The following is a 26,987-nucleotide window of genomic DNA, read 5'->3' as shown; positions in this document are numbered from 1 at the left end:
CACTGCCAGAGGTCCTCCCATGCAGCCCACCGCAATCCGTTCCACCGTCGGCTTGCCCGGCGCAGACATGACGGCTGACCTACGCGATCCTCCACCCATCGCCGTGCCCGCACATTCCGCCGCAGACGCGGCCGCGCCGCCGCCGGGCGCCTTGCAGACCATCGTTGGCCGTCCTCCCCGCCCGGACGGACCACGGCACCGCCGCACGCAGAGCTTGCCCGCGCGATTGACGCCTGCCCAGCGCAGCATGCTGGCCGAGCTCGGCGTGGCCGACACGTCCGTGCTGACGCCCACCGAGGCGGCCGTGCTGCGGGAGCTGCGTCTGCACCGGCCGCCGTTGCCGCTCGACACGCTGCTGTTCACTGACCCGAACAAGGACCCCGACGATGTCGTGACCTACACCATCGCCAAGCAGCTGCAGGCCGAAGGCTTTTTGCGTCTGACCGACGTCGTCGTCACCCTGGGCGATGCCGACATGCGATCGCAACGCGCGCAGCTGGCCAAAGGTGTCTTCGATCGCCTGGCATTGCCGGAGGTTCGCGTCGCGCGCGGTCAGGACTATCCCATGACGTCCACGCAGGCCCGGGAGCATTCCAAGTTCCTCGCCGAGGGAGCCGCGCTGCGTGCGGCGCCGGACGCGGTGCACACCGATGGCGTCCGCGCGATGCGCGAGCGCCTGGCGACCTCGCCCCACAAGCTCGGCATGGTGGTCATCGCCGGAATGACCGACGCCAGCGCCTTGCTTGCGGAGGCGGGCGATCTGGTGCGGGAAAAGGTCGCGTCCATCAGCATCATGGGGGGCATCGACCCGGCCAGGGACGCCGATGGTCTCGTGCAACCGGACACGCGCGCCTACAACAACGCCACCGACATCCACGCCGCCCGTGCGCTCTACCGCCGCGCGCAGCAACTCGGCATTCCGCTGCGCATCCTGAGCAAGGAAGCTGCCTACAGGGCCGCCGTACCGCCGGCGTTCTACGAAGGCATCGCACGCAATGGCCACCCCGTGGGCGAGTACCTGCGCGACGTGCAGAAAAACGCCTTGAAAGGCCTGTGGGAAGGCATCCAGGCCAACCTGATCCCCGGCCTGGATACGGCGTGGTTCTTCCGTACGTTCGTCGCAGCACAACCGCAGGATCCAGCGGCAGCGGATCAGCAAGGCGCCCTGAGCTTCGACGCCATCTGGCCACAGGTGACCAAGCTCAATCTCTACGATCCGCTGACCCTGCTGGCAGCGCTGCCCGGCGCCGCGCGCCTGCTGTTCCAGCCAACCCCCATGCACCGCGAGGGAGCCAGCCCGGTGGAGCACGTGGGCCACGCCGAGGTTGTGCGTCCGGAAAAAGCCAGGCTGTTGCTGTCGGCGCTGGCCAAGGCCGCGCTCGCCCAGCAGGACGAGGGGCAACGCGGGCGCTGAGCGCTCCGCAGCTTTCGCGGAGTGGCGCCGTCGGGCGTCATCCGCGAAGCGCGAGGTTGGGCTTCCCCTCCAGTTCGTCCGCCTGCCAACAGGCCGGGCGGCTTACTTGCCCCTCTTTTCCTGCTTGGCCGCGCGCTTTTCTTTCAGCGTCTTGGTCGGCTCTTTCTTCTGGTTCTTCTTCTGGTCCATCCCCTTGCTCATGACACCCTCGTGGTTGCTGGATTGAACGGTCGGGCAGCGCCGGACCCGGCGTGCCAGCGCACTGTAAGGCTTGTGCGCCATGGAAGGGCAGAGGGTCTGGCGCAGGGGAAGACGCGACAACCGGTGGCGGCAGCCGGCGCCCATCGCCTCAGCGTGGCGCAAGCAGCTTGGCCAGGGTGTCGGGCCGCCCGGCCAGCCGCTCCAGCCGTGGGTAGCGCAGTGGTCCGGTGTACTGGATCTGCACGTCTGCACGCTGCTCGTCCTGTGCGATGCCCAACACGATGGGGCGGCGAATGCAGTCGCGCACCGCATCGCGCAACGCGTCCTGCTCGAACGGCGATCCATTGACGGTCAACACGCGCGTGCCCGGCCGCAGCCCGGCCGCGAACGCGGGGCCGTTCCAGGCCACCGTGCGCACCATGCCGTCGGCGCGTACCGTCAATCCGATCGAGTAGGTGAGATCGGCAACGCCAGCTTCCGCTTCGCTGGCACGCAACGCGGCCGTCGGCGTGTCGGTGTAGACCAGCGCCCAACCGTGTTGGGCCAGTCCGCGCGTGGTGTCCAGTTCGTCGTGGGCATCGATCCACCCGCGCAGGAAACCTGCCCAGTTCGCTGGCGCCACCGCATGCAACGTGGCGCAGATGTCCTCGAACGTATAGGTCCGCGTGGGCGCGTCCGGCGTGGCGCCGGCGAAGAAGCGCTGCGCGAAATCGTCGATGCTGCGCTTGCCGCCGCTGCGCGTGCGCAGTTCGGCATCCACGGCCAGCCACAGCATCACGCCTTCGGAGTAGTAATCGCGCCGGCGCTGCCAGTCGCGCCACGCCACCGGCTGGCGCAACATGAAAGCCGGGTAGTGCACGTCGTCGGATAAGGAGCGCCATGCCCGCCCGGGCCGCGTTGCGATCTCCGCTGCTTCCAGCGCCAGGCGGTCGCGCACCTCATCGGGCGTGAACTGGCCGGCCCGTGTCGCCAGCACGCGGCCCCAGAACTCGGTCTGTCCCTCGTACATCCACAACAGGCTTCCGGAGACCGGCACGTTCGGCGTCGGTGCCCATAAATCGGCAGGCGTCCGGTAAAAGCCGTTCCAGGCATGCACGATTTCGTGCGCAATCAGGTCGCGCGAGAGGATCTGGCCCGGCCAGTCCTGGAAATGCGACGAGGCCAAACCGTTCTCGCTGGACGCACGATGCTCGGTGCCGCCAGCCGACCCCTCGTCGCTCAGCCGCGCCAGGATGGCGTAGCGTGCAAACGGCGGCGGACCGAACACCGCGCCCAGCTGCGCAAGCAGCGAACGTAGTTCGGCCACACGTGCGGGCGGCACCTGCAGGTCGGCGGGCCGCTGCGCCACGATATCCAGCGACACCGCCCCGCTCAGCGGCAGCTGCGCGGCGTATCGGCCGGCGAGCACCGGCGCATCCAGCAGCGTTTCCAGCGATGTCGTCTTGAAGACGTAGTGCGTGCCGCGCACGCGCTCCATGTCCAAGGCACTGAACGGTCGCAGCCCGTCGGGCAGCGTCAACATGGCGGCCACGGGAATATTCCGCGCATACCAACCGGCCGGATACAGCACCAACCGCTGCCAGGGCACAGACACGATGTCGCGTGTCAGCAACTCGCCGCCGGCCACCATCTGGAACCGCACATCGAGCTGCTGCACGCCGGCCGGCACCTGCACGTGGAAGGCATGCGGCTCATAGGCATCGCGCCGCCATGCCAGGCGGCGGCCCGCTGCACTGACCTCCAGGCCGGCAAGATCGGTCACTGTCAGGCTCGGCCCGTGGCTGGCGGCCTCCCAACGTGGATACAGCAGCGTTATTATGCCGCCCGCGTCTACCGGTATCTGCTGGCGCACAGCGAAGATGCGGCGCGCTACGTCGGTGGCATCCACGTCCACGCGCATCACCCCGGCAAAGGCATGGTCTGCCGGCGGCGCAACCGTCGGCGTCGGGGCAACGTACGTCGGGCCGTGACTGGATTGCGCGAACCCTTGGCCTGCCAACAGTGCGAGCACCACCGCCAAGACCGACGCACGCGCAAAGCGAAAAGGGGGAATGTGTCTTGAATGGATGCGCATTGCACGGCCTCGAACAAGGCCGTGATCCTATACGCCTGCAACAGCATGCAGCCATCTCGAAAACAGCGCGCTGCTACAGCTCGCTTCGGCGCATGCATCCGCATCGACGGACGCACACACGTGCCCAGATGCCGAACGCCCGCGTGCGGCCGTCAAGGTCTGCACGCGGGCGCCGGTGACAGCTGCTCTTATTTGGCCGGTACGCGCTCGTATTGCTCACCACCGGTATTGAGATGGCCGTTGCTCTCGTCGATGGCGAAGTTCACCGTCTCGCCATCGTTGGTGACCTGCAATGCGCCGTCCTTGTACACCGCCGGGTAGCTTTCGGTCTTGGGCTGGCGGCTGAAGAACTTCGGTGTGGTGCTGCGCACCATGAAGGTCTCGCCATTGCGCTCGATGTCCATCGTCTCGTCCTGCGACTGCAGGTTGACCCAATGCCCAACGAACTTCTCGCCTTCCACCTTGGCGCAACCGCTCATCAACACTGCCGCGGCCAGCGCGGTGCCCATCCACTTCATCATCGTGCGTTCTCCAGTTGAGGCTGCAGCGAGGATGGCGGGTGGGGGATGTATGGGAGGTCAAGGGGTATTCGCCCAGGCCTCGAATGCGAGCACCGATGAGGTTGGAAGAAGTCGACCCGACTCTTGTCCTACGTCAATTCTGCCTCTGCTCCCGCACCTTCTGCCAAGTGCGAAAACGCGTCACATGCGAACCTGTTGCGACAAAAGACCCCCTCAAATAGGCTGTTTGAACTGCCTTCGCAAAAAATTACGGAGATATCGTGAAGCACATATGGAGCGCTGTGCTGGCGACAGGATGTGCCGTTGTCTCGGCCTGGGCCCAGGCCGTTGCAATCCGGTGCGACACTTGCCGAGTAGACAGCGATTTTCGTGCTGAAGCGGTGCGCAGGGGACCCGGCACCCACATCGTCTACAACGTAGAAGATAACCTGGTTCAACAGTGGTACGTTGGATCAGACGGCGACACAGTGCCCGCATCGGAGAAAGCTCCACCGACGCCAATCGCGCAGCAGCAGACGCCATCCGCTGGAGCGACTCAAGAGCTCGCCAACGCGCACACGTTTCACGTGATCGATGGGGGCACCATTCGACCTATTTACAATATCCCGATCGAGATGCTGGGATTGAATTCTCATGCACGCGAGAAAAGCGCATACGATTACGTCACCGACGCAAATCTCAGGGCCATGGTTGAATCTGCCACGGGCAGCAGCTCGCTGATACAACAGGTCACAGGCTCCGGGACCACGGCGTCGCGGGCCAACCCGCATCGGGCAAACTTGCTTTTCAGAGTTGTCTTCAAGGACGGCTCATATGTCGGCGTGATCGTTGATGTGAATCAGGCCAACGGAAAATCCGAACCCGGTAGCGAAAGAACCGCAGCGGGCCAATCGATTCCGAAGCAAGCCAGCGAACTTTCGGGTACCTGGACCAACAACGGGGGCGACAACCTGGCCCCGATGGTGGCACTCATGCAACGCCTTGGCGGCACTGTGAGCGACGCGGGGTCTGCGGGCGCAGGCGGCACAATCACTGCCATCGTGTGCGTGGCTCAGCACTGCACGGTAGCGCGTTCGGCGTCGTGATCGACCGTTGGCATGCATTCCAGGCGCTTACGACGACCGTTCGCTGGGCGGCTGGAGTGCTCGACATGACACAGGCAGCAAACCGGAAAAACCGCGCTCAGGCTTCACCCAATAGCGCGCTGCAGGTTCGGCGCCACGCTGGAGCAGATCGATCGGTTCTCGGTGTCGCGACGCACGGCCAGTGCGCAAGGCGACATGGCGTGGCGACGGGATGCCGGAGTACCCCCTGATCGGCGGCAACCATTGGACAAGGCCACCGAAAAAGTAACCCCGGCCGCGTTTCCAGCAAACATGGCGACAACCGCCACCTGCGGGCGATCGAGCGCGCGGTCGCCCTGGCGGATCGCAGCGCTCTGGCAGCGGCCTAAATCGCCATGACTCCGCCATCGATAAACAACTCGTGCCCCGCGATGAAGCTGGACGCGTCCGAGGCCAGGAACAGTACCGCCTCGGCAATCTCTTCGGCGTCGCCCAGACGCCCGAACGGAATCATCTGCTTGAACGCGTCCTCGGCCCCTGCATTGGCTTCCAGGTAGGTCTGCATGGCCGGTGTGTGGACCATGCCGGGCGACACCACATTCACGCGGATGCCGCGGCTTTTCAGGTCGCTCGTCCAGGTGCGCGCGAACGAGCGGATGGCTGCCTTCGTGGCGCTGTAGACCGAGAGCGCGCCAATGCCCTTGCTGCCAGCCACAGAGCCGGCCAGGATCACGGCGCCGCCGCTGGCCATCAGTGGCAGCGCCTTCTGCACGGTGAAGACCGTGCCCTTGATGTTGGTCGCCAGCAGGCGTTCCAGGTGCGCAACGTCGATCTCGCCAAGCGCGGCCGACTCGGAAACCCCCGCGTTGGCAAAGACGACATCCAGCCGGCCGTGCTCCTGCTGGATGCGCGCATAGAGCCGGTCCATGTCCTCGGGCACGCCGACATCGCCCTGCACGCCCACCGCGCCGCCGCCGATCTCCGCCACCGCAGCGTCCAACCGGTCCTGCCGCCGCCCCGTGACGTAGACCTGCGCGCCTTCGGCCGAAAACGCCTGCGCGGTCACCAGCCCGATGCCGTCCGTACCGCCAGTGACCACGACCACCTTGCCTTCGAATCGCTTGCCCATGGTGTTTCCCAGCAAGTGGAGGATTGCTCCACTTATTATATGGAGGTAGCCTCCACTTCCACAAGTCACGCCGGAAGAGCCCGTTGACCGCCGACACTCCCTTGCGCGCCGATGCCCAGCGAAACCGCGAGCGCCTGCTCGCCGCGGCCGAGGAGGTATTCCTGGAGCGCGGCGCCGAGGCGTCGATGGAAGACGTCGCCAAGCGCGCCGGTGTGGGCATCGGCACGCTGTATCGGCGCTTCCCCACACGCGAGTCGTTGTTTGCCGCGGCCTATAGCGGGCGCTTCCTGTCGCTGGCGGCTTCCAGTCACGCGCGCGCCAGTTCGCTCGACGCGCTGGCCGCGCTGCGCGCGTATCTGGAGGATCTGGCACTGCACACCAGTGTCTATCGTGGCCTGGCTGCGTCGCTCGGCGCCGTGCTGCAGAGCGGCACGCCAGGGTGCGAGGCCGTCAGCAAGGAAGGGCAGCAACGTTTGCGTAGCGCGCAGAACAGCGGCGTCGTCCGCTGCGATGTCTGCTTCGACGATCTCGTCGTCGTCGCCATCGCCACCTCGCTGGCCACCGAACAGCATGGCTCGCCGAAGACGCGCATCGCGCATCTGATCGGGCTGTTCGTCGACGGCATTGCAGCGCCAAGGGCGGCGTCGGCTGCATGAGGCGGCTGACACGATGACGTCCGGATTGCCCGATCGTTCGTGTCGGGTGGTGAGGGCTCGGAACCTACGCACGCGCGATCGTTGACAAGGGAGAACGATCGTTCTACCTTGGCGCCGTGGACAAGCCAACCAACGACACCCAACAGAAGATCCTGGCAACGGCTGAGGCGCTGATCTATCGGCACGGCATCCATGCCACCGGCATGGACCTGCTGGTGAAGACCTCAGGCGTGGCGCGGAAAAGCATCTACCGCCACTTCGACAACAAGGACGAGGTGGCCGCCGCGGCACTGAGCGCGCGCGACGTCCGTTGGCTCGAGTGGTTCAGGCGCGAATGCGACAAGGCCGACAGCCCCGAGGCGCGCATCCTGCGCATGTTCACGGTGCTCAAGGAATGGTTCCAGTCTGTCGGTTACCGCGGCTGTGCCTTCATCAACACCGCAGGCGAGGTCGGGGACCCCGACGATCCAATTCGCAAGATCGCCAAGCATCACAAACAGAAGTTGCTCGACTACACGCTGGAACTGACCGGGCAACTGGGTATTACGCAGCCGGCCGCACTGGCGCGCCAGCTGCTGCTTCTCATGGAAGGCGCAATCACCGTCTCGCGCGTGATGGGTGACGAAGACGCCGCAGACACCGCAAGGGATATCGCGCAGTTGTTGCTAAAGCAGGCCACCGGCTAGCGGCCTGACGCTCCGTCGCAAGCTCAAAACACCGATGTATCCACTTTGATTGGAGGCTGTGCCATGTCCAACGCTCACGCTCGCCCGCCGCTTCCCCCCTTCACCCGCGAATCGGCGATCGAAAAGGTACGACTCGCCGAAGACGGTTGGAATTCCCGCGATGCCGACAAAGTGTCGCTTGCCTATTCGCTCGACACCCAATGGCGAAACCGTACCGAGTTCACCAACGGTCGGGAAGAAGCGCGGCAGTTTCTTGCGCGCAAATGGAACAAGGAGCTTGAGTACCGCCTGATCAAGGAACTGTGGGCCGTTACCGAAAACCGTATTGCCGTGCGCTACGCCTACGAATGGCGCGACGATTCAGGCAACTGGTTCCGCTCCTACGGCAACGAGAACTGGGAATTCGGCGCCGATGGCCTGATGGAGCGCCGCTTCTCGTGCATCAACGACATGCCGATCAAGGAAAGCGACCGCAAGTTCCACTGGCCGCTGGGCCGTCGCCCGGACGATCATCCGGGGCTGTCTGATCTGGGTATGTAGAGGTTCTAGGCGACTGAGATGCAAGCCCTCGGCGGTGCTTCTGCACGGGGGCTTTTGTCTGGCCCCGGCTGCGTCATTGGCATGCAGGGGAGGTGGCAAGGAAACAGGGTCAAGTTCACTCAGAAAGTAAACCTGACTCCGTTTCCGCCCCGTTTCCGTAGTTGTACCTTATTCGGAGGACGACGCTGTGGCGGCCGCCGTCACCGACCTTCTAAAGGCAAGCAGGCGATCGACCAGCGCGTCCGCGTCATCGCCAACGCCGCTGGCCGCCTCCCATAGGCCCGGCTCCAATCTGGAAGGCTCCCACGTCGCCAACCGCAGCAGATCGTCGGCGAGCAGCTGGGTCTCATGCTCGTTCATCGGATGCGCGGCGCGATCGTGCTCCTCGGGCATCGTGACAATGTCGACCGCGCGGTTCATGCAGCCGTCCGTCATTCCCATTGCGCGGGCCCTGGAACTGATGTTGTTTCCATACGCATAAGCGTGTGCCAGGCGCTGGACGGCACTGAGCGCGCAGGTAGTGGCAACACCGGCCAGCGCGGCAATTCCGCTGTACTTTGCAAGTTGGTCTTTCTCGCTGATATAGCCCATGAATGCGACCATGGGTGGAGGAATCGAAGCGATACCAGTGAGAGCGGCGCCGATGCCGGCGACGGTCGAAACGTGGCCTGCAATCCGTTGCCCCGTCGTTCTGGTCGAAGCTCTGCGCACCGGTTGTTGTGGTAGGCCTTGCAACTGTGCATCTATCCGTGCATCGGCATGTCGCGGCTCTGTGGCGCCGAGTTCGATCTCGGCATGACCGCGTTCCAGATCGATCTCTTCTCTTCTCGCCATCGGCGACAAGGACGGTAACACTGCGGGATGCATGAGACACCTCACCATGGATGGTCGAGGCCAATTTTCTCATCGAAACATCGCCGCGCCTCATCGCGCGCCGAAACGCACGCGCTTTCGACGAAGTCGCAAGAACGGAATCAGGTCCATTTAGAAATTCAACCTGACCCAGTTTCCTGGTTTACACACTTGAACCTACCTAGCTTGCGCCGAGGACTCAGACTGAGCCAGCTAAGCTATCGGTAGATACAAAACCATCATTGTAAATGCACCAGCCTGGCTGTCACGACCAAGAGGAAAGTGTCTCAACGATACGAGCAAATTCCTTTAACGTCATAATTTTAGGATACTCGACGTAGTACATCCGCTCATATATGTCGCGGCGCTCTTTCACATCAGTAAGGCGCCCCGCATTACTGGTATCGCAAAGTTTTTCCAGTTCCTCGAGATCAAACCGTTCCTTGCCGACGGCATCGGCGTGTACTAATGCTGACGCGATATCAGAAGCATGTAGGGCTTCATTGCGTTCCTTAAGCTTCTTATGAAATTCGAGCGCCTCTGCGCCTTTCAAAGTTTTCATCGCTATTTTCCTGTCAATCAAATTAGCTCGCTATGAGCAGCTAGCGCGGCCGACCATGACTTGCCGTTATATTTTTTCAGCGCGGCTCGCGTATTCGCCGCGCGTTCGGGATCATCTATATTATTTGTCAGACGATCAATCAATTCATTGTCGATTATCTTATCAGCCAAATCACCGGTAGCCGAGGCCTGCGGGGACGTTATCTTTTCATATAAATCAGCATCCTCTACACTCAACTCACCGCCCATGACGCTAGCAACCATGACCTTCTTACCATCCTCGGCTGTTCCGAATAGTCGATAGTTTCCCAAGCCCGGATCGGCGATGAACCTGTCTATCACACCCAGTCTATTGCTTCGTACGGCCACAAATCCACTTGAGACTACAGGGTAAGGAGGCCTAGGATCTTCACCTTCAGGTTTCCGTTGCAAAACTCCCGTCAAAGAATTCTCAAGGGGTGCATCGATATCGCACAATTCAACTTTTCGACCTGTTTCTTTGGCTAGTTCTATATAGCTGTCGATTTCGTACGCCCTTGCCAAGCGCTTGTCGACAACAATGCTAGCGATTGCACCGCTGCCTGTCCTTTGAGAGCGAAGCCCGTCTTCAAAATGGTCAGCAAGAAAACATGATTCGTTATGAACTTGCGCCGAGCTAAATATCTTGGCGCCGGCCTCCGACTTCGCAAGCGAACTCTTGAATACATCTGGATTGATGCAACCTTTCCCACCTGTCTTCTCCAGAGCTGCGGCGAGAGCTGGAATTTTTTTTGTGGCTATCCGCGTTTTACCCGTGGCAGTGTTTCCGCGCAACGCAAACAATGTCGGTTGGCAGCCATCGCGCTCAAGAGATTCCGCCAGGGTCAAGGCAGAAGATCGTGCTTCTTCTAATAGCTTTTCGTGTAACTTACGGCGCTCCGGATGCCAGTTCTCTGGATTCGCCAGATACTCCCATCGCCCCGGACCAGAAGATGGGAGGTTGCCCAAACCATATAACTCATCGGTGCCTTTAAGCTGAGTAGCCTGTTGATGTGTCACCGCGGCGGTCGATGTACCTGCGATCGGCACCGAATGCGGCGGCGATGCATGAATATAAGCATGAGTGGTGTTACTGCTCTTCGAACTAGGGGGTCTAGCCGGCAAATTATCAAGCTGGGTCTGGAATTTATACTCCGGCGCCGCTTGTGATGACTCAGCTTGGACGCCTTTGGATTCTGCGTCATCGAAAGGAACATGAGAAGTAGAAAGCCCGGCTGTGCCAGCAATGCCTATCTTGTTTTTCATGTTAAAAAATGTCCAGAGTCCAAGAAAATACAGTCCGACTGACTCTGCAACATTAGTCGCGATTCGAACCGCGACTCGCACACCCACGAACTACATGAGCAGCAAACGAACCTATGAAAAATGAAAAAAACGGGGGTCAGGTTCGCTTACGAAGTTCCTCTGCACTTGGGAAACTGGATACAACCTAGGAAGTCCTGGCCGGTGCGCCGGTTTGTCCTCTGCACAAGCGTGCTGCCGCAGCGTGGGCAGCCTGGATTGACGAGATTTCCAGAAGTAGAAGAATCAGGTGAAGCAAAGACAGGCTCAACGCGCGCGGATATCGCCATCGGCTGCCCTGTGTCTTGCTGCTGCACCGCTTGGATCATGTTCAGCAACTGTTCGCCGCCGATCAATTCGATCGGTTTGCCTTCGGCAAAGCGCTCGGCGTCTTTCGTGTAAGTGCCGATGCAGGCGATCTTGACCGCGTGGGCCTGGTGATGTGCCAGCAGGCCGTACATTTCGCGCACCACGCTGACGCCAACCTGCTGGCGTTTCCACTGTTTGCATTGCACGAGTGTGCGGCGGCCGTCCTTGCGCAGAATCAGGTCGATGCCGCCGTCTGCACCGCCCAGGCCGGTTTCTTCGACGCTATAGCCTTGGCGGCGAAATGCTTCGCCTACCAATCGTTCGAATTGGCGCCAGCCGCCAGCGGCCAGGCTCTCCAGGGTGGTACGTGTGTCCAGAAAGCGTTGCCGGCTGCGTGAGCCCAGATAGGAGCACAGCGCGGCGAGCCAGCAGATGCCGAGCAGCATCCACGCCAATGGCGCGAACGCCCCACTCGACTGTTGGGCAAACCCTTGCGACAGCATCCCGCCATGGTGGGAGAACCACCAGCCGATGCCGTAGCGCACTCCAAGATACCCAACGATTCCCGCTACAAGGCCGAGCGGCCACGGCAACGCGGCCAACGCTTCAAACCCACTCTGCTTCTTTCTGCGTCCCATGCAAGAACCCCCGTTCCAGGTTCGAACATAACTGCTGAAACGCGTGTTGTCAGCAAGCGAACGATGCTATTGCGATCTGCACCCCATCAAGTGATTAGGATCGTGCACTTCAGCGCGGAAGGCTTACACGGATCTCAATGCTTGAGTCCGCTAAAACTACGTCGGCAGTTGCATCGGCAGCCGCAAGCCGACTCTTGAACGGGTTGCGCGCGGATTGTTTTCGGATACGACGATCAACATGACCAGATGCAATGCGGGCTAGTGGTCGCCAACTTGGCCATCGTTACGAGCGGAGTCTTTGGATCGTCGGTGGAGGCAGGTTTGAAGGTTCTCTGCCTTGAGATCAAGCGGGCAACACTCAGTTGCGGCAACTCGTTCCATTCAACCCCTTCCCTTGAAGGGGAAGGGGCTGCCGGCCCGGAGTGATAGGCGAATACTTCGTCAAATCATTTCACTGCCGAAATCAGTTTGGTGGTGCAATCGTATAATCAGGCTGCTCACGGAAGAACTGAGCTGTAGATGTATAAAACATCATGTTCAGATTATCGTATTGACCTTTAATGATCCCATGCATCACTCCCGATGAGCTCACCACCGGTCCGCCGGAGTCGCCTGGACCTGTCAGGCCGCCGAAGTCCGGGGTGGCGGCATGCAGTCCTTGGAGTCCTGGGTCTGGGAAATTTGCAGGAATGCGCGCATCGGTCCAGTCGCACAACACGTCGGTGCTCATGCCGCTTGTGCAGAAGCGGTCAGTCGGAGGAGCGGGCGTGTGGCCATTGACCGCAATCGTATCGAGCCCGCCAGCGCGCGACCGATAAAGAATTGCCCGCGAGAGCAGGACCTTGCCTACCGCACGCGGCTCGTAGGTCGAAACGATTGTGCAGTGAATTCCCGTTGATGGCGCTTCGCAGTGCCGGTAGTTATGCAGCACCGGTTCCACGCGAATCAATTCGAGATCTGAAACGCTCGATTTCCATGAGACATAGCCAAGATCTGCCCCATCTACGGACACTGTGCTGTTGTAGTCACCACAGTGACCTGCAGTCAGAACGAACCGGACCGCTCTCCGATAGGGCGTCAAGTTAGCAAGGACGCCTGTCTGCTTAAGCACAAGGCCGGCAGTGCAGCGGTTACCCAGGCTCATCGTCAGCACCGTACCGCCAACCACTGGCTGCCGGAGTCTGGCCTGATCAATGGCAAGCGCCGAGGCAGACGCAAGGAGCGCCAGGACACCAACGGCGATCAAAGAGCCGCGACGTGCACGTCCCATTTTCTTTTGAGACGTATCTGGACGCGCGAAGTAAATATTAATCATCTTTTCCTACGAGGTTATGGTGAAACAACTCAAGACATCGTAATTCCTCGGCAATTAACTATTTTTTTAGGGACGAAGCGCCGCCGCAGCAAACGAAGTAGATCGCTGCCGCGCTTTTGCGTGCAGCTGCGCATTGACCAATCCGGAACTGCGCAAGATTTCAACATGCAGCTTGATCGGCTTCAGCGGTTGAGCAAGCTGTGCGCATCACAACAAGGCCAGATTCGATGACGCAGTCGCCGGCACAAAGGGGCTGGTCCTGGGGATCCTTGATCGCATGACCGAGCAGGCTTAAGCCACTCGGCCACACAATGCGCGTCCTCGCCAGGGAACGGGGACACGCAGTTCGATTTACTTGATTTCCACCGCACCCACATCGCAGACCGCGGTATCACGCGCAACACCACGCTGGTCGATCGTGCGGCAGTTGCTGCCGAGGTTGCGCACCGGGCTGTTGGCCGCCGGCAATTGGGTAAGCGTGGGGCCGCCATTGGCGGCCGGTGCGCCCAGCAGCGGATTGGTGGCGCGTGCGAGGCCGGCGGTGAGGCAGCTGTGGAACAGGCCGCCCGCAGCCGAGTACTCGATCAGGTTGTTGCCGGTGCTGCTTTGGTCGCTGCAGAAGGTGCGCTCGGTCTTGGAATAGAAGATGCTGTTGCGGATGTCGAATCCACTACCGAACAACGTCGACCCTGGCGTGTTCTCGGCGAAGGTGACGTTGTTGAAGCGCACCGTGGTCTTGCCCTGGTCGCCATTGGACGGCTGCCAACCCACATGCTGGATCGCCGCGCCCACACCCTTTGCATAGTTGCCATAGAAGGTGCTGTTGCTGACGTTGCAGGACGGGCCGTAGCAGTCCATGTACAAGGCGCCGGCGTTGCTCTTTTCGGCGCGGTTGGAGATGAAGCTGGTTTCTTCGACGTTGATGATGCCCGGCGTACTGATTGTGGTGCCGGAGTGTGTGGTATCGCCGAAGCCCAGGCTGATGCGCGCACCGCCGGCCGGGCCGCCATAGGCGATGTTGTTGGCGAAGGTGGAGTAGCGCACGTCGATGGTGTCCGGTGCATACGCCCACAACGTGGCGCCGCCGCCGCTGTTGGCCGCGCTGTTATTGCGCACCACCGTGCCGCACACCGAGAGCGTGGCGCCACCGGCGGCGGCGTTGAGGTAGCCGGCGAGCGAGGCGCCGTCGGTGTCGATTGCGCCGCTGTTGCCGAACTGGTCGGCATCCGGGAAGCCGGCCGGCGCATTGATGGCCTGGTTACCGACAAATTCGGAATTGACGATGGTCAGACGGCTGAGCTGCGTGTAGAGCGCGCCGCCCAGCCAGGAGGTGTTCTTGGAGAACGCGCTCTTGACGATGGTCACGTCGGTATCGCTGCCGGCAAAGATGGCACCACCCCCAATGCTGCTGCGGTTGCTCAGGAACTGGCTGTTGATCACTTCCAGCTTGCCGCGGTAGCTGACCTTGATCGCGCCGCCACCCCAGGTGCCGGGCGCGTACTGGGTGTTGGATGCCGGCTGCACGGAGCTGCCGTTCTGCAGTTTGAGATTGCGCACCGACAGTGCATTGCCGTTCTGCACCTGGAAGATACGCGCGGCCTGGCGGCCATCCAGGGTGATCTTGCCCTGACCATCGATCACCGTTGGCGTGCTGGCGCTGATGTTGATGGTCTGGTTGACGGCGATGCTGGTCGCACGCGTGCCGCAGTTGAAGGTGACATAGCCGCCTTGCGCCACCGCAGTGGCGAGTGCGCTGGCGGTACAACTGGCGGCCGTGCCGTTGCCGACCACCACGCCGGCATTGGAGTGCGCCCACGGCTGCGGCGTGGTGCATTGCGCCACCGATGGCACGGCGGCGATGGCCGCACTGGTGGTGACCAGCGCAAGAAGCCCCGCCGTCACGACGGTGGCGTGAAGTGTTGAACGCATGGTGATGTTCCTGCTTGAGAAAGGGATCGAAGGAGAGCCGGTTGCACGTACGCAACGTCAACGGATTTGATGACAGGTGTATTGCAAGCCGCAGCGTCGCGATCGAGGCGTGGCATGCGGCGCGATCACACGCATCGCGCTTCCAACCTAAGTTCCATCACACCACGCGTCGATGCGGCGCCATCGCGCGGGCGCACATCGCTTCGCGCATGCCGACTACGGCCAGTGCAGCGATCGACCGATGCTGCACTGCTGCATGCAACTGCCACGCTGCATGCAGTGCGTCGCCGCATCGCGCGTTACCATGCTGCACTCTCGATCCTGTTGCGATCCCGGCGATGCCCGATGCACCCCGTACCTACGATGGCACGCCGGCCAGCCGCTTCCAGCTGCCTGCCGGCCCGTGGGTCTCGGTCTTCGAGGCGCTGTGCGCGTGTTTTCCGGCGATCGCGGCCGAGCGTTGGCGCGACCGCTTCGCACGCGGCCTGGTGCGCGATGCCAACGACCAGGCCCTGGCGTTGTCAGCGCCGTATCGCGTGGGTGCGGACATCCGCTATTTCCGCGAGGTCGCCGATGAGCCGGTGATTCCTTATGTCGAGACCGTGGTGCATGCCGACGCGCAGTTGGTGGTGGCCTGCAAGCCGCACTTCTTGCCGGTGGCACCCGCCGGTGCATACGTGCGCGAGACGCTGCTGACGCGACTGGTGCGGCGGCTGGACAATCCGGCGCTGGTGCCATTGCACCGCATCGATCGCGAAACCGCGGGGCTGGTGCTGTTCTCGGCCAACCCTGCCACGCGCGGGATCTATCAGGCCTTGTTTCGGCAACGGCGCATCCGCAAGCACTACCTGGCGGTGGCACCACCGCTGCCACAGCTGAGGTTTCCGCATGTGCACCGCAGCCTGTTGGTGCCGGGCGAGCCGTTCTTCCGCATGCACGAGGGCGTGGGCGAAGCGAACAGCGAGACGGTGATCGAGGTGGTCGCACGCAACGCGGACACCTGGACGTATCGGCTGGAGCCGGTGACCGGGCGCAAGCATCAACTGCGTGTGCACATGGCCGCGCTGGGCGCGCCGATCCTGCACGAGCGGTTTTATCCCGAGCTGGAAGCCCAGCGGCCCGATGACCCGAAACGCCCGCTGCAGCTGTTCGCGCATACATTGGCGTTCGATGACCCGCTGACCGGTGAGCCACGGAGTTTTAGAGCGAAGGTCGGGCCGAACAGTTAGGAACAGAGCAACCAGCACTGCACCTGTGGATTACTTCAGTTCTTTCTCGAACTCGGCAACGAATTTGGTCAGTGAGGTTCCGCATGCATTACAGAAGTCTCGCAACTGAAGCAGATCCATCCGGCGACTGCCTCGCTCAACGTCACTTACATACGACTGCGGGCGCTCCAACGCGTTGCTCAAGGCGACCTGCGTTAAACCGGCGGAAAGGCGAAGTTCGCGCAATTGCTGCAGCAGGATGTCGTAATGATCTTTGTGGATCGACTTGATTGGCATGGCGGCGAGGTTGGTAGGCCGCACTGAAGCTATATCCCCTTTTCAAATATCTGAAAAAGGGATAAATTCAGGCTGCGGATATCCCGTCCGTTTCCGTCGAGGATGGGCGCCATGACGACCTCAAAAACCAGCAAAACGGCCGCGCTACGAAAGCAAGAAGAAAACTTCACCTTCGGCGTCACGGTCGAGCAGATCGACCGCTTTCACACATTGCTGCGCACGATCACCGCGCAGAGCGATATGGTGGCGGTCTGCAGCGGCAAGCCACTGGACGCCACCAGCCTCTCGGTGTTGGGCGAGAGCATCTTCAATGCCGCCCGTGCGGTGCGCGGTGTGGTCGATGAGATTTACGAACAGCGGCTCGGCGGCCATGGCCCTGCCGATGCGGCCGAGCCGCGCGTGCAGAGCGGCGCCAGGGCCTGACTGGGCGCCGCGTGCAATCGCGTCGGCCTCAACGCACCTTGTACAACACCGCCGCACCCGGCCTGGGTTCGAACATCGGCACGGTCTGCTGTTTGAGCGCGGTGCCCTTGGCGTCCCACACCAGGGTGTCGGTGGGGTATTCGTCCTTGCGGGTCATGCTGTCGATCTGTTTGGCGATGACGGTGGATCCGGCTTTCACGTCCGGGTTCCAGGCGAACACGCCCAGGCGGCCGTAGAACACGGCCGGTGCTGCGGCGTCCAGGCGACGGTCGGGGCACATGACCAGGCCGCGTTCCAGCATCACGCGCAGCGCGCCGACCGGCACGGCCTTGACGGTGGGCGTGGTGCGTTCGGTGCTGTGGCCGGGGCAGACATTGGCCGAGCGGGTGAGCATGTCTTCGACCACCTGGCGGTCGGACTGGGCCAGCGCCGGCAGCGCGGCGGTGGACAGGGCAAGCATGGCAAGGGCGGATTTCCAGGGCATCTGACAACTCCTCATGAGGTGAGACTCCAACACTGCAGCCCATCCACGCGCGGGCTGCTGCCAGTGACGCGCCCGGATGCTAGCAACCGCTGCGTTAAGTGCTGCGAAGGCGGGCAGGCGCGGGCGACGCCGTGCAGGCGATGCGCCGGCCAGCACGCGTGTTCCACGCCGGGCCGCCGCGCCGCGCTGCATCACGCAACGGCCGCTGACGCGCCTGGCGGCTGTCAGGAGTCTCCCGATTGAGCGGCAGCAGCGGCCCGGTTAGCGTGCGCGCACGTACTCAGCTGGACAACCCATGGAACGCGCCGACCTCATCGCAGCAGTGCTTACCGGCATGCGGCGCGCCGAAGATTTTCGCGCGCAGGGCGCGCTCTACAGCACCGCGCACAGCGAGCAGATGCAGGTGGACCACGGCAAGGCGGCCGACGCCGAGCTGGTGCTGTCGATGTTTGCGTTCACCCCCGAACACCTCAAGTTGCTTGGCACCGCCGGCATCGAAAACCTGGGCGAAATCGTTTGCCACGCGTGGGCCTTGAACGGTGGCAATAACGAGGCATTGATCCGCTGGTTTCGTCAACCCATGAATGCCCTCGACGGCCAGACGCCTGCGGCGATGGTGCGTGGCGGGCGCATCCAGGTGCTGCTGCTGGTGCTGCGCCAGCAGGTGGAATGGGAATTGCCGCGCTCTGCCTGATGCCTGATGCCTGATCGACACCGCCGTGCATGCGGTCCGGCATGCGCGGTGCGGTTGCGGCGGGTGTTGCACGCGCGCGTAGCCGTGTGCAACGCGATGATCTCAGCCACTCACCGTTTCGGTCGCGCCACTGCGTACATCTCTGCGGCGATCTTCTTCATCAGCGCGTCGTTGTCGTCGCCCTCGGTGTAGAGATCGAAGTGGGTGCGGCCTTCCAGATAGCGGAAATCGCTCCTGGCGCCCAGGCCATCGAGCACCGCCTGGAATTTATGCGCCGCGCCATCCAGGTAGAACGTATCGGCGGTGCCGACGATCACATGGATCTTGCCGTCCAGGTCCGGCTTGAGCGTGGGCCATTGCGCGGCCACGCGTGCGGAAATGTCGTAGTGGGTACGCCAATAGGCCACCACGGCCGGGTCCACCTTGCCGGTGTCGCGGTCGAACATCGGCAGCGGGCGGCCGTCGGCGCCGCGCGGCGAAAAGACCCACTCGAACGAGGTGAGCTGGCCGCCGTACGGGCCGAGCACCCGTTCGAGCTTGGCGAAGGTTTCCAGATCGGCCAGCACCTTGCCGTGGTCGCGGATCAGCGGAAACTGGCTGCCGTCGGCGCGGCGGTAGACGTTGGCATTGGGCGCGTACAAATCCGGGCCGGTGAAGTCACGGAAATCGCTGGAATCCGGCGAGGTGGACCAGGTGCCGCCGAACAGTTTGGGGTAGCGCGTCTGCAACCACAGCGTGGCCCAGCCGCCGGACGAATGCCCGTTCAAGAAGCGGCCGCTGGCCTTGCCGTCCATCTTGTACTGATGCTCGAGCGCCGGAATCAGCTCTTCGGTCAGCGCGGTGCCCCACGGGCCGTTATTGACCGAATCGGCGAACTCGTGGGTACCGGTGGGCGTGGACTGATCCAGGAAGACCCAGATCATCGGCGGTATCTGCTTGGCCGCCATCAGGCGCCAGGTGGATGCAATGCTGCCGGCGAAGCGGTTGTAGTTACCGCCGAAGCCATGCGTGACATACACGGTGGGATAGCGCGTGGCGGCCTTGGCGTTGTAGTCGGGCGGCGTCAGCACACGGGCGCGCAGCGAGACCGGTCGGCCCCAGAACGCGCTGAGCGACGGACTCACCATCGAGGCATCGGCGCTATGCAGCCTGGCTTCGGGCACCGCATCGCGCACCGCCTGCGGCGCGCGTGGCGAGACCTGCCACGGATCGTCCGAGACCGGCACCTGCTTGCTCAAGGTCAGCGCCGGCAGCGCCTTGCCGTTGGCCAATGTCACGGCGGTGACCTCGCTCAGCAGATCGCCGCCATCGCGGCCGCTGTAGCCATAGCTGCCATCCGGGTCGAGCACGGCCTGGAACAGATAATCGCCGGCCGGCAGCGCAGAAAACCCGCGCGGGAAGGCGATGTTGTCCAGATCGATCTGCACACTGCCGCCGGGCGCCAGCGCGGTGACCTCCTGCGCGGCCACCGCCACTGCGGTAGGGCGGAAGGGATTCATATCCACCTCCTCCACCTTGCCGTCTTTCCCGCTTTGCTTGGCCTGCGCCTGGGCATCCTTGGCCAGGGTGGCGAACACCAGCAGGCGCCCGGACGTGGCCTGGTCGGTCGCCCCGCCCAGGGTGACGCGCAGCAGACGATGCGCCGGCGCCGGCTCGGCGGCGTGTAAGACACAAGCGCACAACAGGCCGACGGCCAGGCCCAGGCGTGGGGCAAGACGATGCAGGGACATGCAGATCCTTGAAAGCGGATGTGTGGGGTGGGCTTGGTGGCCCTGTGCGGACTGTAGCCAGTTTCTGGGGGAGCTGCGCGCGCTGTGGGCGAGATGAGGTCAGCGCATCCAATCCAGGTATTTTACGCGCTCAGGTTGGGGTCGCTTGCGGCGCAAGAGTGGCTAGAGTTGCATGTGTTCAAGGCGTTTGTGGTGAGGGCGGACTAGCTCAGCGCAGCTGATACAGCACAGATACCATGCAGTTAGATCGACTGTCTGAACTGCTGAGGCAACCGGATATCCAGGTCACGTCGAATTTGCGAGTGGAGCTTAAGACATCGATAGGCAAGCAGCAGACAGGCGTCAGATAAGTTATATGGCGATATTTGTAGTTAGAAGTTCATGCATCGCTGCGACCCGGTAGAAAGCGACCTATGGACGCTTGTCTACTGGTAGAGTGGCGAACTGATAATTCCTACTTCTTCCCTGTGCCACTCGGTGCAGACAACGTCGTCGATGCCGGCAGTCAGCTTCCGGTGCACTTGTCCGACAGCCCAACGCTTGATCGCGTGGGCTAATTGCTGGCAATGCCGATATGACGGTCCAGACTCGTCGAGCGCTATGTTGACGGGCCCGGAGCACGTCCACAATACAAGTTGATTTTGATTATGTTTCTTGCGCTTGTAATCATATGCAACTAACCAGTTCGCCGTGCTTATCGCAATCCGAGTGCGCCATGACTTGGTTGATCTATCGAGCGTGATGCTTCCTGTGCGGGGGGCTGTACAGCTTGCTGGTTTGCGGTTTCCAGCTTCTGCAGGTTCTCTGCCAACGGCTGCTTGACGGCCTCACCTTTGTCGACATGGGTGCGCAGGAGGTCCATGTCATTTCCTGGATTCTTATAAGTTGCGAAGACATTGCCATTGGTTTGGCTTGGAACGACTTCTTGGATCTCGGGCAGAGGCGGACGATTAAGTTTTGCCTGGACAGCCAGGGCGCCGGCAATCCGATCCTTGTCTTGCTGATTGGTGTAAACACCAGCATCTGGACCCAGCTTGTCGAGTCCAGCAAGAGCCTGTTTGAACAATGGATCATCACGCAGCCGGGCTTCTTGTTGCGGATCGAGAGGTGCTCCACCTGCACTAAAGGCACGTCCTGAATTACCTAGACCTGGTACCGCGGGCTGGACCGACTCGTCCAGCTGTCGCCCCGATGCAGGCGCCCAATGTCCTAAGACTCCGTCGTTTTTCGGTTCCTGAAGACCCACGTCCCGCAGAACGCTATCAGCGAGTGTGTTTGAGTTTTGCAGCAGGGGATCGTAGGGATATTTGTCATCCTTACTCCTGGCATTAGCGACCATGCGGCCCCACGTTCCGGACAAGTCCGCGCCATTTGCAATCTCTTCCCGATACTGCTTTTGGCCAATTGCATTCGGATTGTCCCGATGATCAGGGTTGTTTCGGTCATAGGGGAGGTTGGTCTCAACGTGCATCCGTCCGTACGGCAATCCAGGTCGCTCATCGCCAGTCCAGCCGCTAATAGTGCGCTGGTTGCCCTCCTTGTCCGTGTAGAGAAGGAACTTGTGGTGGTATTCCTTGCCGAGAGCAGCCCCGATATTCCGGTACCCGACTTCGATCTTCTCATCCATGACATGCTCCTGTGGCTTACTGATTCTTGATATGAACGGCTGCGACGTGTGTCACCTTGCCGTCGGCATCCAAAGAAAAAGTCATCACTACGGAACGTGCATCGGGATCCAACATCGCTTGTCCCTTGTTGTCCCTGACGACAATCTTGCTTTCGGTGTCTTCAACGACCTTCGAGGTTGGAGATTTACCGAAGGTCTCTAGCACCGACGCCTTTGTAGTGCCCAACGGTATGTATTTCGTAACGATATTGCTCACATCGATCTGCTCGAATCGAACGGGTTTTTGGGAAGCATAAATCTCGTCAAACATTGGGCTGGCTCCTGTCATCGAGGGGTCTTCCTGTGTCGAAGTAGTGCGCGCATTGTCCGCATTGGCGCAGGACGAAAGTGGAAGTACCGCAACCCCGACAAGTGCAAGTGTTGCGGCCAAGCCCTTCGACATGATGCGTGGCATGGCGATCTCCTGATGCGACTAATCACGTGATTCGAATATCCGCGAGATACTGTCCTTCTCGGCCAAGCTCGAAAACCGAGTAGCGTTCGGGCGGAAGGCTGCCAGCTTACTACAAGCTCTCAAGAGCCGATAGTCGTTGAGCGGATTGTCAATGGGCTTTGCGCTGACGCTTCTGGGCCAAGCCCAGCATGGATCGGTGAGTAAGAGCAATCCATGAGTCATCAATAGACGCTCAGACTTCAGTAGCGGCCCTGACGTACCGAGTCGCTCACTAAGTGACGGATCCGTTCTGTCTCAGTTGTTTTCTAGCTCGATCGACCGAACCCGGTTTGTTCTCCTCTGAAAATCAAAACTGCATCACGTAACGAAATCGCTGAGACGATTTGTCGGGTTGGCATGTTGCAGAAACTCAAAATCGCTGCACCAGAAAGTAATCGATTAAACATCGATGGAGATCTGGAATTACCTTCAACGCCGTATCTAATCGTCAAAAGCGCAAGCGATTATCTGCTGTTTGAGATGTTCGCAAATGGCACTGCGTGCTCTTTCAAAGCGCAGTACATCGCACTACAAACCGTGGCCGCTGATCGTCCTTGCACCATAAACTCACACTCAGGAGTGATCAAAATGATCCAGAAAAAAAACCGTCGCTGTGCGCTTGCGGCATGCAGCCTCTCGCTTGTGGCGATGGTGCTGTGTATGAGCGCAGCTGTTGCCGCAGCGGTGCCCGGGAAGGAAACGGTTACGTTGCGCCATGTCTTCGCCACGCTGCAGAACGGCCAGCAGGATCAGAAGCCCGAAGATGTTGCCGCGTGTCGCAAGCAGGTTGCGGAGCCGACGTCCAAATACCTGGGAGTGGCCGTCACCACCACCTATTCCATCGATGTGCAGTCGAAGATGATGACCGCTTCGGCGTCGCTGCCATCGCCTGTTGCCACGCAGCCGCTGATGCTCACGGTGCCGCTGTCGCCGTTGGGGTTGTCCGGCGAGTATGCGTTTGGTGCGTTCCGGCCGAGCGCACTGCCCAACACTTATGTGCTGTTCTCGGTCGGGCTGAATTTCAAGGACCCCAAGTCGTCCGTGCTCGTGCTCAACAGCGACAAGCGCTACAACTGCCTGGTCACCAGCGATCCGGCGCCCTTCCAGGGAGCCTTGAGCAGCCAGCTTGGAAAGGACCAGGGGCGTTGATGTTGCAGCGTCCCAGTCGCCGCCGGACGGGCCAGCCGACCAGGGCTTCAGTGCGTTCGAGCAATCGCTAAGCGGCCGCGTTCCCGGAGCAGGATTTGCCCAGCACAGGACGCTGGCGATGGGCGAGCGGTGGCGTTGTCCGGGACGCCATATCCGAGCAAGCGGCGTGGTTGCCTGCCGCGATGTGTGGCAGGCAACCAGCCCTCAGCGATACGGCCCCGGCCCACGCCAGACCGGTTCGCCCTGGCGGTAAACCTCCATCATGTTGATGACTTCGCGGGCGTCGCCGATGGACTTCAGTTCGGGCGAATCCGGCGGCAGCAGGCGGCATTTGCTGGAGCCGCGCTTGAGCGCGACATCCAGCGGGCAGATCATGCGTTGCTGGGTGCCGGGCAGGATGATGGCGATTTCCTGCATGCCTTGTTCTTTCCAGGCGCGCAGCTGGGTTTCGCTGCGCACGTCGTAATAGACCTGGAAGCCGCCGATATCCAGGCTGGGCTGGGCGTTGTTGCGGTCGTTGCGGCGGCCCTGGCTGATGGTGGGGGTGTTGGCCATGCCGTCTTCGGCGCCGTCGGCCGGTTCGTCCAGCATGCCGGGCGGCCGGCCAGTCCAGGTGTCCGGGCGGCGCTGTGCGGATGCCGCCGGCGGTGCGGGCGGTTGCGGCGGGGTGGGGCGTTGCTGGCGACGCGGCTGGCGGCGTTCGGCCAGGCTGCCTTGCGCGGTATCGCCCTGCGGCGGCACCGGATTTTTGGCCTGCTGCACCAGCGTGGACTGCACCGGCGAGGCCGCCGGTGGCGGCTGCACGGGCGTGGATGTCGGTGGTACCGGGGTGGGCGAGGGCACCGGCTGATCGGGCTGGGAGGTGTCGCCGACAAAATCCACCTTGATGCGTCCACCGCTGGCCGAGCCCTGCGGCGGGGTCATGGCGGGGGTGGAGGCCGACAGCAGGATCAGCAACATCAGCACGTGCAGCAGCGCGCTGATCAGCGCGGCAATCCACGGTTCGATGCGTTCGATCAGCGGCTCGGTGCGGGGCAGCCAGTCGCTGGCATCCAGATGGACGTGCAGCACCTGCAGGGCGCCCTCGCGCACGCGGTAGACCAGCACGTACGGGGTCTGCTTGACCACCCATTCGCGGGTGCCGGGCACGCGGCCAGCGCGGCCACGGCCGGGTTGCTCGGCCAGGGTGCGGGTGGCTTCCAGCACCTGCCGCGCCATCGCGGCAGCGGCGGTCGGGTTGAGCGCGTGGTAGTGATCCTGGGCGTGTGCAAGCTGCGTGGCGGCCGGGACGGTCCAGTCACGCCGTAACATCAACGCCCCATCTGGCGAACAGTGCGCTCACCTGTGCCGGAGCCGTCAACGCACCCTGATCTGCAGCGGCAATGCCGTCCTGCACCGCGGCCTGGAAGCTGGCGTCGGCCACGACGCGGACCACGTCACTCCATCCAGCCGTCTCGGGCAGCGTGTCGATCAGCATGTGGGCGTCTTGCTTGATGGCGGACATGGCACGGCGGTGGGGGAGCACTGCGCAAGTCTACCCGCGCCGCTCCTGTTCGCGTGTGGCAGGCGCCGGCGTCCGCGCGCGGCGTTCACCGGGCAGGCGGCAAGCGCCTGCGCAGCAGCGGTCTGGGTGGCGCACGGCCTAACCGCATGCCCGATGCCGGGCAGCGACCGGCAGTGCTGCCGCCTGCAGAAAGTGACACTTGGCACCTTGTTCGGGCCCACGGCTGGTTTCATTCTGCGCGGGTCGCTTCACTCATTCGCAAAGGACTCGCCATGCCTGCCGCTGCCATCGCACCCCTGACGCCGTATCTCTCGATGGCCGCCATCAGCTACCTCTACTACCGGCGCATCCGGCGCAGCTTCGGGCGCCAGCAATGGAAGCCGATGGCCACGGCGGTGCGCAGCGCGGTGCTGCTGATCGCGGTGGCAGCACTGGCGTTCGCGGTGTACGGCTTGCCGCAGGTGCGGTTCGGCATTGCCGCAGGCGCGCTGGTCGGCATCGGCCTGGGTGCGCTGTCGCTGCGCTACACGCATGCCGGATGGGTGGATGGCCAAGGCTGGTACACGCCCAATCCCTGGATCGGCGGCGGTTTGACGCTGGTGTTGCTGGGGCGCCTGGCCTGGCGCTGGGCCGATGGCGCGTTCACTGCCGGTGCGGCGGCGGCCGGTTCGCAGGCCAGCCCGCTGACCCTGGGGATTGCCGCGGCACTGGTGCTGTATTCGCTGGTGCACGTGGGCGGGTTGTGGTGGCGGCTGCGCCAGCTGCGCCTGCAGGCGGCACGCTGACCCGCCGCGATTGGCCCTGCGCGCTCACACCTGCGAGCGGAACGGGAACACCAGTTTCTCGCCAAGCCTTTGCCGCAACGGCCGCGCGCGCCAGCGCTCCAGCGAATACTGCTCGGCACGTTGCAGATCGCGTTCGAATACCTCGGTCATGCGTGCGGCCAGCGTGCGGTCGTAGACATTCAGGCTGGCCTCGTCGTTGAGGCGGAACGAGCGGATGTCGAAATTGGTGGAGCCCACCGACACCAACAGGCCGTCGATGATCAGCAGCTTGGTATGCAGCATGGTGGGCTGGTATTCGTGGATCTCGATGCCGGCCTGCAGCAGCGGCTCCCAGCTGGCCTTGGAGGCCAGCCGCACCGAGACGGCATCGATATGCTTGCCGGGCAGCAGCACCCGGATGCGCACGCCGCGCGTACGTGCTTCGAGCAGCGAGCGGGTGATCAAGGCATCGGGTACGAAATACGCCGCAGCCAGGTCGATGCTGCTGCGTGCGGCGGCGATGGCGATCAGGTACATCAGGTGCATGCTTTCGCTGCCGCCGGCCGGCGAGGCCACGAACAACTGCGCATCGCTGTCGCCGGCAGCCTCCAACGCCGGGTAATACTGCGCGCCGTTGACCACACGGCCGGTGGTCTTGATCCAGTTGTCGTTGAAGGCGGTCTGCACCTGCGCCACCACCGGGCCCTCGATGCGGTAGTGGGTGTCGCGCCAATGGTCCGGGTCCTGCGCGTCGCCCATCCATTGGTCGGCCACGCCGACCCCACCGGTGAAGCCGATGCGGCCATCGATCACCAGCAACTTGCGGTGGGTGCGGTTGTTGATGCGGTGCAGGTTGTACCAGGCCAGCGGGCGGTAGCGATGCACCTCCACGCCGGCCTCGGTCATGGTGTCCACCAGTGCATGGTCCATCTTCAGGCTGCCACCCCAGTCGATGGTGACCCGCACATCCACCCCGGCACGCGCGCGCTCGGACAAGGCGTCGCTGAACTCGCGGCCGATCTCGCCCGACCAATAAATATAGGTTTCGAACGTGATGGTGTGCTGCGCGCTGCGGATGGCCTCCAGCATGGCCGGAAAGATCTCGCGGCCGTTATTGAGCACGTCGATCCTGTTGCCCGGCAGGATGGCCGGCCCCAGCAACACCGACATCTCGCGCTTGAATTGCGGATCGGCAACGTCGTACAGGTGTTTGGGGATGTGCTCGAGCTTTTTCTCCGGCGTGGCGAAGTTGAGCAGCAGCAGCCCCACCAGCAAGGTGACCGCCACGGCGGCCACGATGATCCATGTCATGCATCCCACTCCGATGTCCCGCCACTGCGGGCGCAAGCGGCCGGCATTTTGGCAAGGCCGGTGGCATGGGGTTTGTGAAGGGGCAGCAGCAGGT

28 protein-coding genes are annotated in these 26,987 nt (G+C 62.4%); 10 read left to right on the top strand and 18 right to left on the bottom strand.

Annotation, left to right across the window (positions count from 1 at the left end):
• The first annotated feature begins 19 nt into the window (after positions 1-19).
• The gene (xopQ, locus tag ACDH77_RS20390; protein ID WP_372353641.1) at positions 20-1,414 is read left to right on the top strand and encodes a type III secretion system effector XopQ; all 1,395 of its coding nucleotides are present in this window, start codon (positions 20-22) and stop codon (positions 1,412-1,414) included.
• A gap of 102 nt (positions 1,415-1,516) precedes the next feature.
• Here the strand turns inward: xopQ and ACDH77_RS20385 are convergent, their stop codons facing one another.
• The 3 genes from ACDH77_RS20385 to ACDH77_RS20375 all read right to left on the bottom strand — a co-directional run bounded on the left by ACDH77_RS20385 (position 1,517) and on the right by ACDH77_RS20375 (position 4,210).
• A complete protein-coding gene (locus ACDH77_RS20385) occupies positions 1,517-1,696 on the bottom strand; it encodes a hypothetical protein (protein ID WP_003482327.1) in 180 nt (59 codons plus the stop codon).
• A 67-nt stretch (positions 1,697-1,763) separates the two neighbouring features.
• Entirely contained in the window at positions 1,764-3,689 is a 1,926-nt protein-coding gene (locus tag ACDH77_RS20380; RefSeq protein ID WP_372353640.1) for a M61 family peptidase, read from the bottom strand.
• Between the two features lie 188 nt (positions 3,690-3,877).
• Positions 3,878-4,210 (bottom strand): hypothetical protein, encoded by a 333-nt coding sequence (locus tag ACDH77_RS20375; protein WP_057682234.1) that lies wholly within the window; start codon positions 4,208-4,210, stop codon positions 3,878-3,880.
• Between the two features lie 566 nt (positions 4,211-4,776).
• On the opposite strand from ACDH77_RS20375, the gene ACDH77_RS20370 reads away from it, so the two are divergent.
• A complete protein-coding gene (locus ACDH77_RS20370; protein ID WP_029820574.1) occupies positions 4,777-5,295 on the top strand; it encodes a hypothetical protein in 519 nt (172 codons plus the stop codon).
• A gap of 364 nt (positions 5,296-5,659) precedes the next feature.
• Here ACDH77_RS20370 and ACDH77_RS20365 read toward each other — a convergent pair whose 3' ends face one another.
• Complete coding sequence (locus tag ACDH77_RS20365) at positions 5,660-6,403, bottom strand: glucose 1-dehydrogenase (protein WP_008571767.1); 744 nt, start codon at positions 6,401-6,403, stop codon at positions 5,660-5,662.
• 83 nt (positions 6,404-6,486) lie between these two features.
• Here ACDH77_RS20365 and ACDH77_RS20360 point away from each other — a divergent pair, with 83 nt between their 5' ends.
• From ACDH77_RS20360 to ACDH77_RS20350, 3 genes are all read left to right on the top strand, one after another.
• Positions 6,487-7,059: a TetR/AcrR family transcriptional regulator gene (locus tag ACDH77_RS20360; RefSeq protein ID WP_041469930.1), complete on the top strand. Its 573-nt coding sequence runs from the start codon at positions 6,487-6,489 to the stop codon at positions 7,057-7,059.
• Between the two features lie 116 nt (positions 7,060-7,175).
• On the top strand, positions 7,176-7,745 hold the full coding sequence (locus ACDH77_RS20355) for a TetR/AcrR family transcriptional regulator (RefSeq protein ID WP_372353639.1): 570 nt from the start codon (positions 7,176-7,178) through the stop codon (positions 7,743-7,745).
• A gap of 63 nt (positions 7,746-7,808) precedes the next feature.
• On the top strand, positions 7,809-8,285 hold the full coding sequence (locus ACDH77_RS20350; RefSeq protein ID WP_031425210.1) for a nuclear transport factor 2 family protein: 477 nt from the start codon (positions 7,809-7,811) through the stop codon (positions 8,283-8,285).
• 168 nt (positions 8,286-8,453) lie between these two features.
• On the opposite strand, the gene xopAV is transcribed toward ACDH77_RS20350, so the two are convergent.
• From xopAV to ACDH77_RS20320, 6 genes are all read right to left on the bottom strand, one after another.
• On the bottom strand, positions 8,454-9,152 hold the full coding sequence (gene xopAV / locus ACDH77_RS20345) for a type III secretion system effector XopAV (protein ID WP_223866240.1): 699 nt from the start codon (positions 9,150-9,152) through the stop codon (positions 8,454-8,456).
• Between the two features lie 250 nt (positions 9,153-9,402).
• Positions 9,403-9,699, bottom strand: a complete 297-nt coding sequence (locus tag ACDH77_RS20340; protein ID WP_014091543.1) for a hypothetical protein — start codon at positions 9,697-9,699, stop codon at positions 9,403-9,405.
• A 17-nt stretch (positions 9,700-9,716) separates the two neighbouring features.
• Complete coding sequence (gene xopAJ, locus ACDH77_RS20335; protein ID WP_372353638.1) at positions 9,717-11,069, bottom strand: zeta toxin family type III secretion system effector XopAJ/AvrRxo1; 1,353 nt, start codon at positions 11,067-11,069, stop codon at positions 9,717-9,719.
• A 59-nt stretch (positions 11,070-11,128) separates the two neighbouring features.
• The gene (locus tag ACDH77_RS20330) at positions 11,129-11,965 is read right to left on the bottom strand and encodes a restriction endonuclease (RefSeq protein WP_372173159.1); all 837 of its coding nucleotides are present in this window, start codon (positions 11,963-11,965) and stop codon (positions 11,129-11,131) included.
• A gap of 463 nt (positions 11,966-12,428) precedes the next feature.
• Positions 12,429-13,280: a hypothetical protein gene (locus tag ACDH77_RS20325; RefSeq protein WP_008574601.1), complete on the bottom strand. Its 852-nt coding sequence runs from the start codon at positions 13,278-13,280 to the stop codon at positions 12,429-12,431.
• A 351-nt stretch (positions 13,281-13,631) separates the two neighbouring features.
• Entirely contained in the window at positions 13,632-15,182 is a 1,551-nt protein-coding gene (locus ACDH77_RS20320; RefSeq protein WP_338339026.1) for a choice-of-anchor Q domain-containing protein, read from the bottom strand.
• A 365-nt stretch (positions 15,183-15,547) separates the two neighbouring features.
• Here ACDH77_RS20320 and ACDH77_RS20315 point away from each other — a divergent pair, with 365 nt between their 5' ends.
• Positions 15,548-16,438 carry a pseudouridine synthase gene (locus ACDH77_RS20315; protein WP_372353637.1) on the top strand — a complete coding sequence of 297 codons (891 nt, stop codon included), beginning with the start codon at positions 15,548-15,550 and terminating at the stop codon, positions 16,436-16,438.
• 30 nt (positions 16,439-16,468) lie between these two features.
• Here ACDH77_RS20315 and ACDH77_RS20310 read toward each other — a convergent pair whose 3' ends face one another.
• A complete protein-coding gene (locus ACDH77_RS20310; RefSeq protein ID WP_017112444.1) occupies positions 16,469-16,714 on the bottom strand; it encodes a helix-turn-helix domain-containing protein in 246 nt (81 codons plus the stop codon).
• 111 nt (positions 16,715-16,825) lie between these two features.
• Here ACDH77_RS20310 and ACDH77_RS20305 point away from each other — a divergent pair, with 111 nt between their 5' ends.
• On the top strand, positions 16,826-17,137 hold the full coding sequence (locus tag ACDH77_RS20305) for a hypothetical protein (protein ID WP_031425193.1): 312 nt from the start codon (positions 16,826-16,828) through the stop codon (positions 17,135-17,137).
• A gap of 28 nt (positions 17,138-17,165) precedes the next feature.
• Here ACDH77_RS20305 and ACDH77_RS20300 read toward each other — a convergent pair whose 3' ends face one another.
• A complete protein-coding gene (locus ACDH77_RS20300; protein ID WP_029820583.1) occupies positions 17,166-17,597 on the bottom strand; it encodes a hypothetical protein in 432 nt (143 codons plus the stop codon).
• A gap of 319 nt (positions 17,598-17,916) precedes the next feature.
• Here ACDH77_RS20300 and ACDH77_RS20295 point away from each other — a divergent pair, with 319 nt between their 5' ends.
• A complete protein-coding gene (locus tag ACDH77_RS20295; RefSeq protein WP_008574610.1) occupies positions 17,917-18,315 on the top strand; it encodes an antitoxin Xre/MbcA/ParS toxin-binding domain-containing protein in 399 nt (132 codons plus the stop codon).
• 110 nt (positions 18,316-18,425) lie between these two features.
• Here the strand turns inward: ACDH77_RS20295 and ACDH77_RS20290 are convergent, their stop codons facing one another.
• From ACDH77_RS20290 to ACDH77_RS20280, 3 genes are all read right to left on the bottom strand, one after another.
• Positions 18,426-20,045 carry an alpha/beta hydrolase gene (locus tag ACDH77_RS20290; protein ID WP_372353636.1) on the bottom strand — a complete coding sequence of 540 codons (1,620 nt, stop codon included), beginning with the start codon at positions 20,043-20,045 and terminating at the stop codon, positions 18,426-18,428.
• A 694-nt stretch (positions 20,046-20,739) separates the two neighbouring features.
• Positions 20,740-21,672 (bottom strand): XVIPCD domain-containing protein, encoded by a 933-nt coding sequence (locus ACDH77_RS20285; RefSeq protein WP_372353635.1) that lies wholly within the window; start codon positions 21,670-21,672, stop codon positions 20,740-20,742.
• 16 nt (positions 21,673-21,688) lie between these two features.
• A complete protein-coding gene (locus tag ACDH77_RS20280; protein WP_228734912.1) occupies positions 21,689-22,126 on the bottom strand; it encodes a DUF6393 family protein in 438 nt (145 codons plus the stop codon).
• Positions 22,127-22,825: 699 nt separating this feature from the next.
• On the opposite strand from ACDH77_RS20280, the gene ACDH77_RS20275 reads away from it, so the two are divergent.
• Positions 22,826-23,314 (top strand): hypothetical protein, encoded by a 489-nt coding sequence (locus ACDH77_RS20275; protein WP_031425186.1) that lies wholly within the window; start codon positions 22,826-22,828, stop codon positions 23,312-23,314.
• A 204-nt stretch (positions 23,315-23,518) separates the two neighbouring features.
• Here ACDH77_RS20275 and ACDH77_RS20270 read toward each other — a convergent pair whose 3' ends face one another.
• Together ACDH77_RS20270 and ACDH77_RS20265 are read right to left on the bottom strand one after the other, a co-directional pair.
• Positions 23,519-24,625: a type II toxin-antitoxin system RelE/ParE family toxin gene (locus ACDH77_RS20270; RefSeq protein ID WP_029820587.1), complete on the bottom strand. Its 1,107-nt coding sequence runs from the start codon at positions 24,623-24,625 to the stop codon at positions 23,519-23,521.
• Entirely contained in the window at positions 24,612-24,818 is a 207-nt protein-coding gene (locus ACDH77_RS20265; RefSeq protein WP_029820588.1) for a hypothetical protein, read from the bottom strand. Before ACDH77_RS20265 ends, ACDH77_RS20270 begins: the two co-directional genes overlap by 14 nt.
• 272 nt (positions 24,819-25,090) lie before the next feature.
• Between ACDH77_RS20265 and ACDH77_RS20260 the strand changes: the two genes are divergently transcribed.
• On the top strand, positions 25,091-25,603 hold the full coding sequence (locus ACDH77_RS20260) for a hypothetical protein (RefSeq protein ID WP_031425182.1): 513 nt from the start codon (positions 25,091-25,093) through the stop codon (positions 25,601-25,603).
• Between the two features lie 24 nt (positions 25,604-25,627).
• On the opposite strand, the gene ACDH77_RS20255 is transcribed toward ACDH77_RS20260, so the two are convergent.
• On the bottom strand, positions 25,628-26,893 hold the full coding sequence (locus tag ACDH77_RS20255) for a phospholipase D-like domain-containing protein (RefSeq protein WP_008577180.1): 1,266 nt from the start codon (positions 26,891-26,893) through the stop codon (positions 25,628-25,630).
• Positions 26,894-26,987 lie beyond the last annotated feature (94 nt).

The sequence above is a fragment of the Xanthomonas axonopodis pv. maculifoliigardeniae genome (assembly GCF_041519315.1).
In the GTDB taxonomy this organism is placed as follows: domain Bacteria; phylum Pseudomonadota; class Gammaproteobacteria; order Xanthomonadales; family Xanthomonadaceae; genus Xanthomonas; species Xanthomonas euvesicatoria.
This window is presented reverse-complemented; position numbering and strand designations above follow the sequence as displayed.

Coding starts and splice junctions, on each gene's coding strand:
- xopQ (WP_372353641.1), top strand. CDS start 20: ATGCAGCCCACCGCAATCCGTTCCACCGTCGGCTTGCCCGGCGCAGAC.
- ACDH77_RS20385 (WP_003482327.1), bottom strand. CDS start 1,696: ATGGCGCACAAGCCTTACAGTGCGCTGGCACGCCGGGTCCGGCGCTGC.
- ACDH77_RS20380 (WP_372353640.1), bottom strand. CDS start 3,689: ATGCGCATCCATTCAAGACACATTCCCCCTTTTCGCTTTGCGCGTGCG.
- ACDH77_RS20375 (WP_057682234.1), bottom strand. CDS start 4,210: ATGATGAAGTGGATGGGCACCGCGCTGGCCGCGGCAGTGTTGATGAGC.
- ACDH77_RS20365 (WP_008571767.1), bottom strand. CDS start 6,403: ATGGGCAAGCGATTCGAAGGCAAGGTGGTCGTGGTCACTGGCGGTACG.
- ACDH77_RS20350 (WP_031425210.1), top strand. CDS start 7,809: ATGTCCAACGCTCACGCTCGCCCGCCGCTTCCCCCCTTCACCCGCGAA.
- xopAV (WP_223866240.1), bottom strand. CDS start 9,152: ATGCATCCCGCAGTGTTACCGTCCTTGTCGCCGATGGCGAGAAGAGAA.
- ACDH77_RS20340 (WP_014091543.1), bottom strand. CDS start 9,699: ATGAAAACTTTGAAAGGCGCAGAGGCGCTCGAATTTCATAAGAAGCTT.
- ACDH77_RS20330 (WP_372173159.1), bottom strand. CDS start 11,965: ATGGGACGCAGAAAGAAGCAGAGTGGGTTTGAAGCGTTGGCCGCGTTG.
- ACDH77_RS20325 (WP_008574601.1), bottom strand. CDS start 13,280: ATGATTAATATTTACTTCGCGCGTCCAGATACGTCTCAAAAGAAAATG.
- ACDH77_RS20315 (WP_372353637.1), top strand. CDS start 15,548: ATGCCCGATGCACCCCGTACCTACGATGGCACGCCGGCCAGCCGCTTC.
- ACDH77_RS20310 (WP_017112444.1), bottom strand. CDS start 16,714: ATGCCAATCAAGTCGATCCACAAAGATCATTACGACATCCTGCTGCAG.
- ACDH77_RS20305 (WP_031425193.1), top strand. CDS start 16,826: ATGACGACCTCAAAAACCAGCAAAACGGCCGCGCTACGAAAGCAAGAA.
- ACDH77_RS20300 (WP_029820583.1), bottom strand. CDS start 17,597: ATGCTTGCCCTGTCCACCGCCGCGCTGCCGGCGCTGGCCCAGTCCGAC.
- ACDH77_RS20295 (WP_008574610.1), top strand. CDS start 17,917: ATGGAACGCGCCGACCTCATCGCAGCAGTGCTTACCGGCATGCGGCGC.
- ACDH77_RS20290 (WP_372353636.1), bottom strand. CDS start 20,045: ATGTCCCTGCATCGTCTTGCCCCACGCCTGGGCCTGGCCGTCGGCCTG.
- ACDH77_RS20285 (WP_372353635.1), bottom strand. CDS start 21,672: ATGGATGAGAAGATCGAAGTCGGGTACCGGAATATCGGGGCTGCTCTC.
- ACDH77_RS20280 (WP_228734912.1), bottom strand. CDS start 22,126: ATGCCACGCATCATGTCGAAGGGCTTGGCCGCAACACTTGCACTTGTC.
- ACDH77_RS20275 (WP_031425186.1), top strand. CDS start 22,826: ATGAGCGCAGCTGTTGCCGCAGCGGTGCCCGGGAAGGAAACGGTTACG.
- ACDH77_RS20270 (WP_029820587.1), bottom strand. CDS start 24,625: ATGTTACGGCGTGACTGGACCGTCCCGGCCGCCACGCAGCTTGCACAC.
- ACDH77_RS20265 (WP_029820588.1), bottom strand. CDS start 24,818: ATGTCCGCCATCAAGCAAGACGCCCACATGCTGATCGACACGCTGCCC.
- ACDH77_RS20260 (WP_031425182.1), top strand. CDS start 25,091: ATGCCTGCCGCTGCCATCGCACCCCTGACGCCGTATCTCTCGATGGCC.
- ACDH77_RS20255 (WP_008577180.1), bottom strand. CDS start 26,893: ATGACATGGATCATCGTGGCCGCCGTGGCGGTCACCTTGCTGGTGGGG.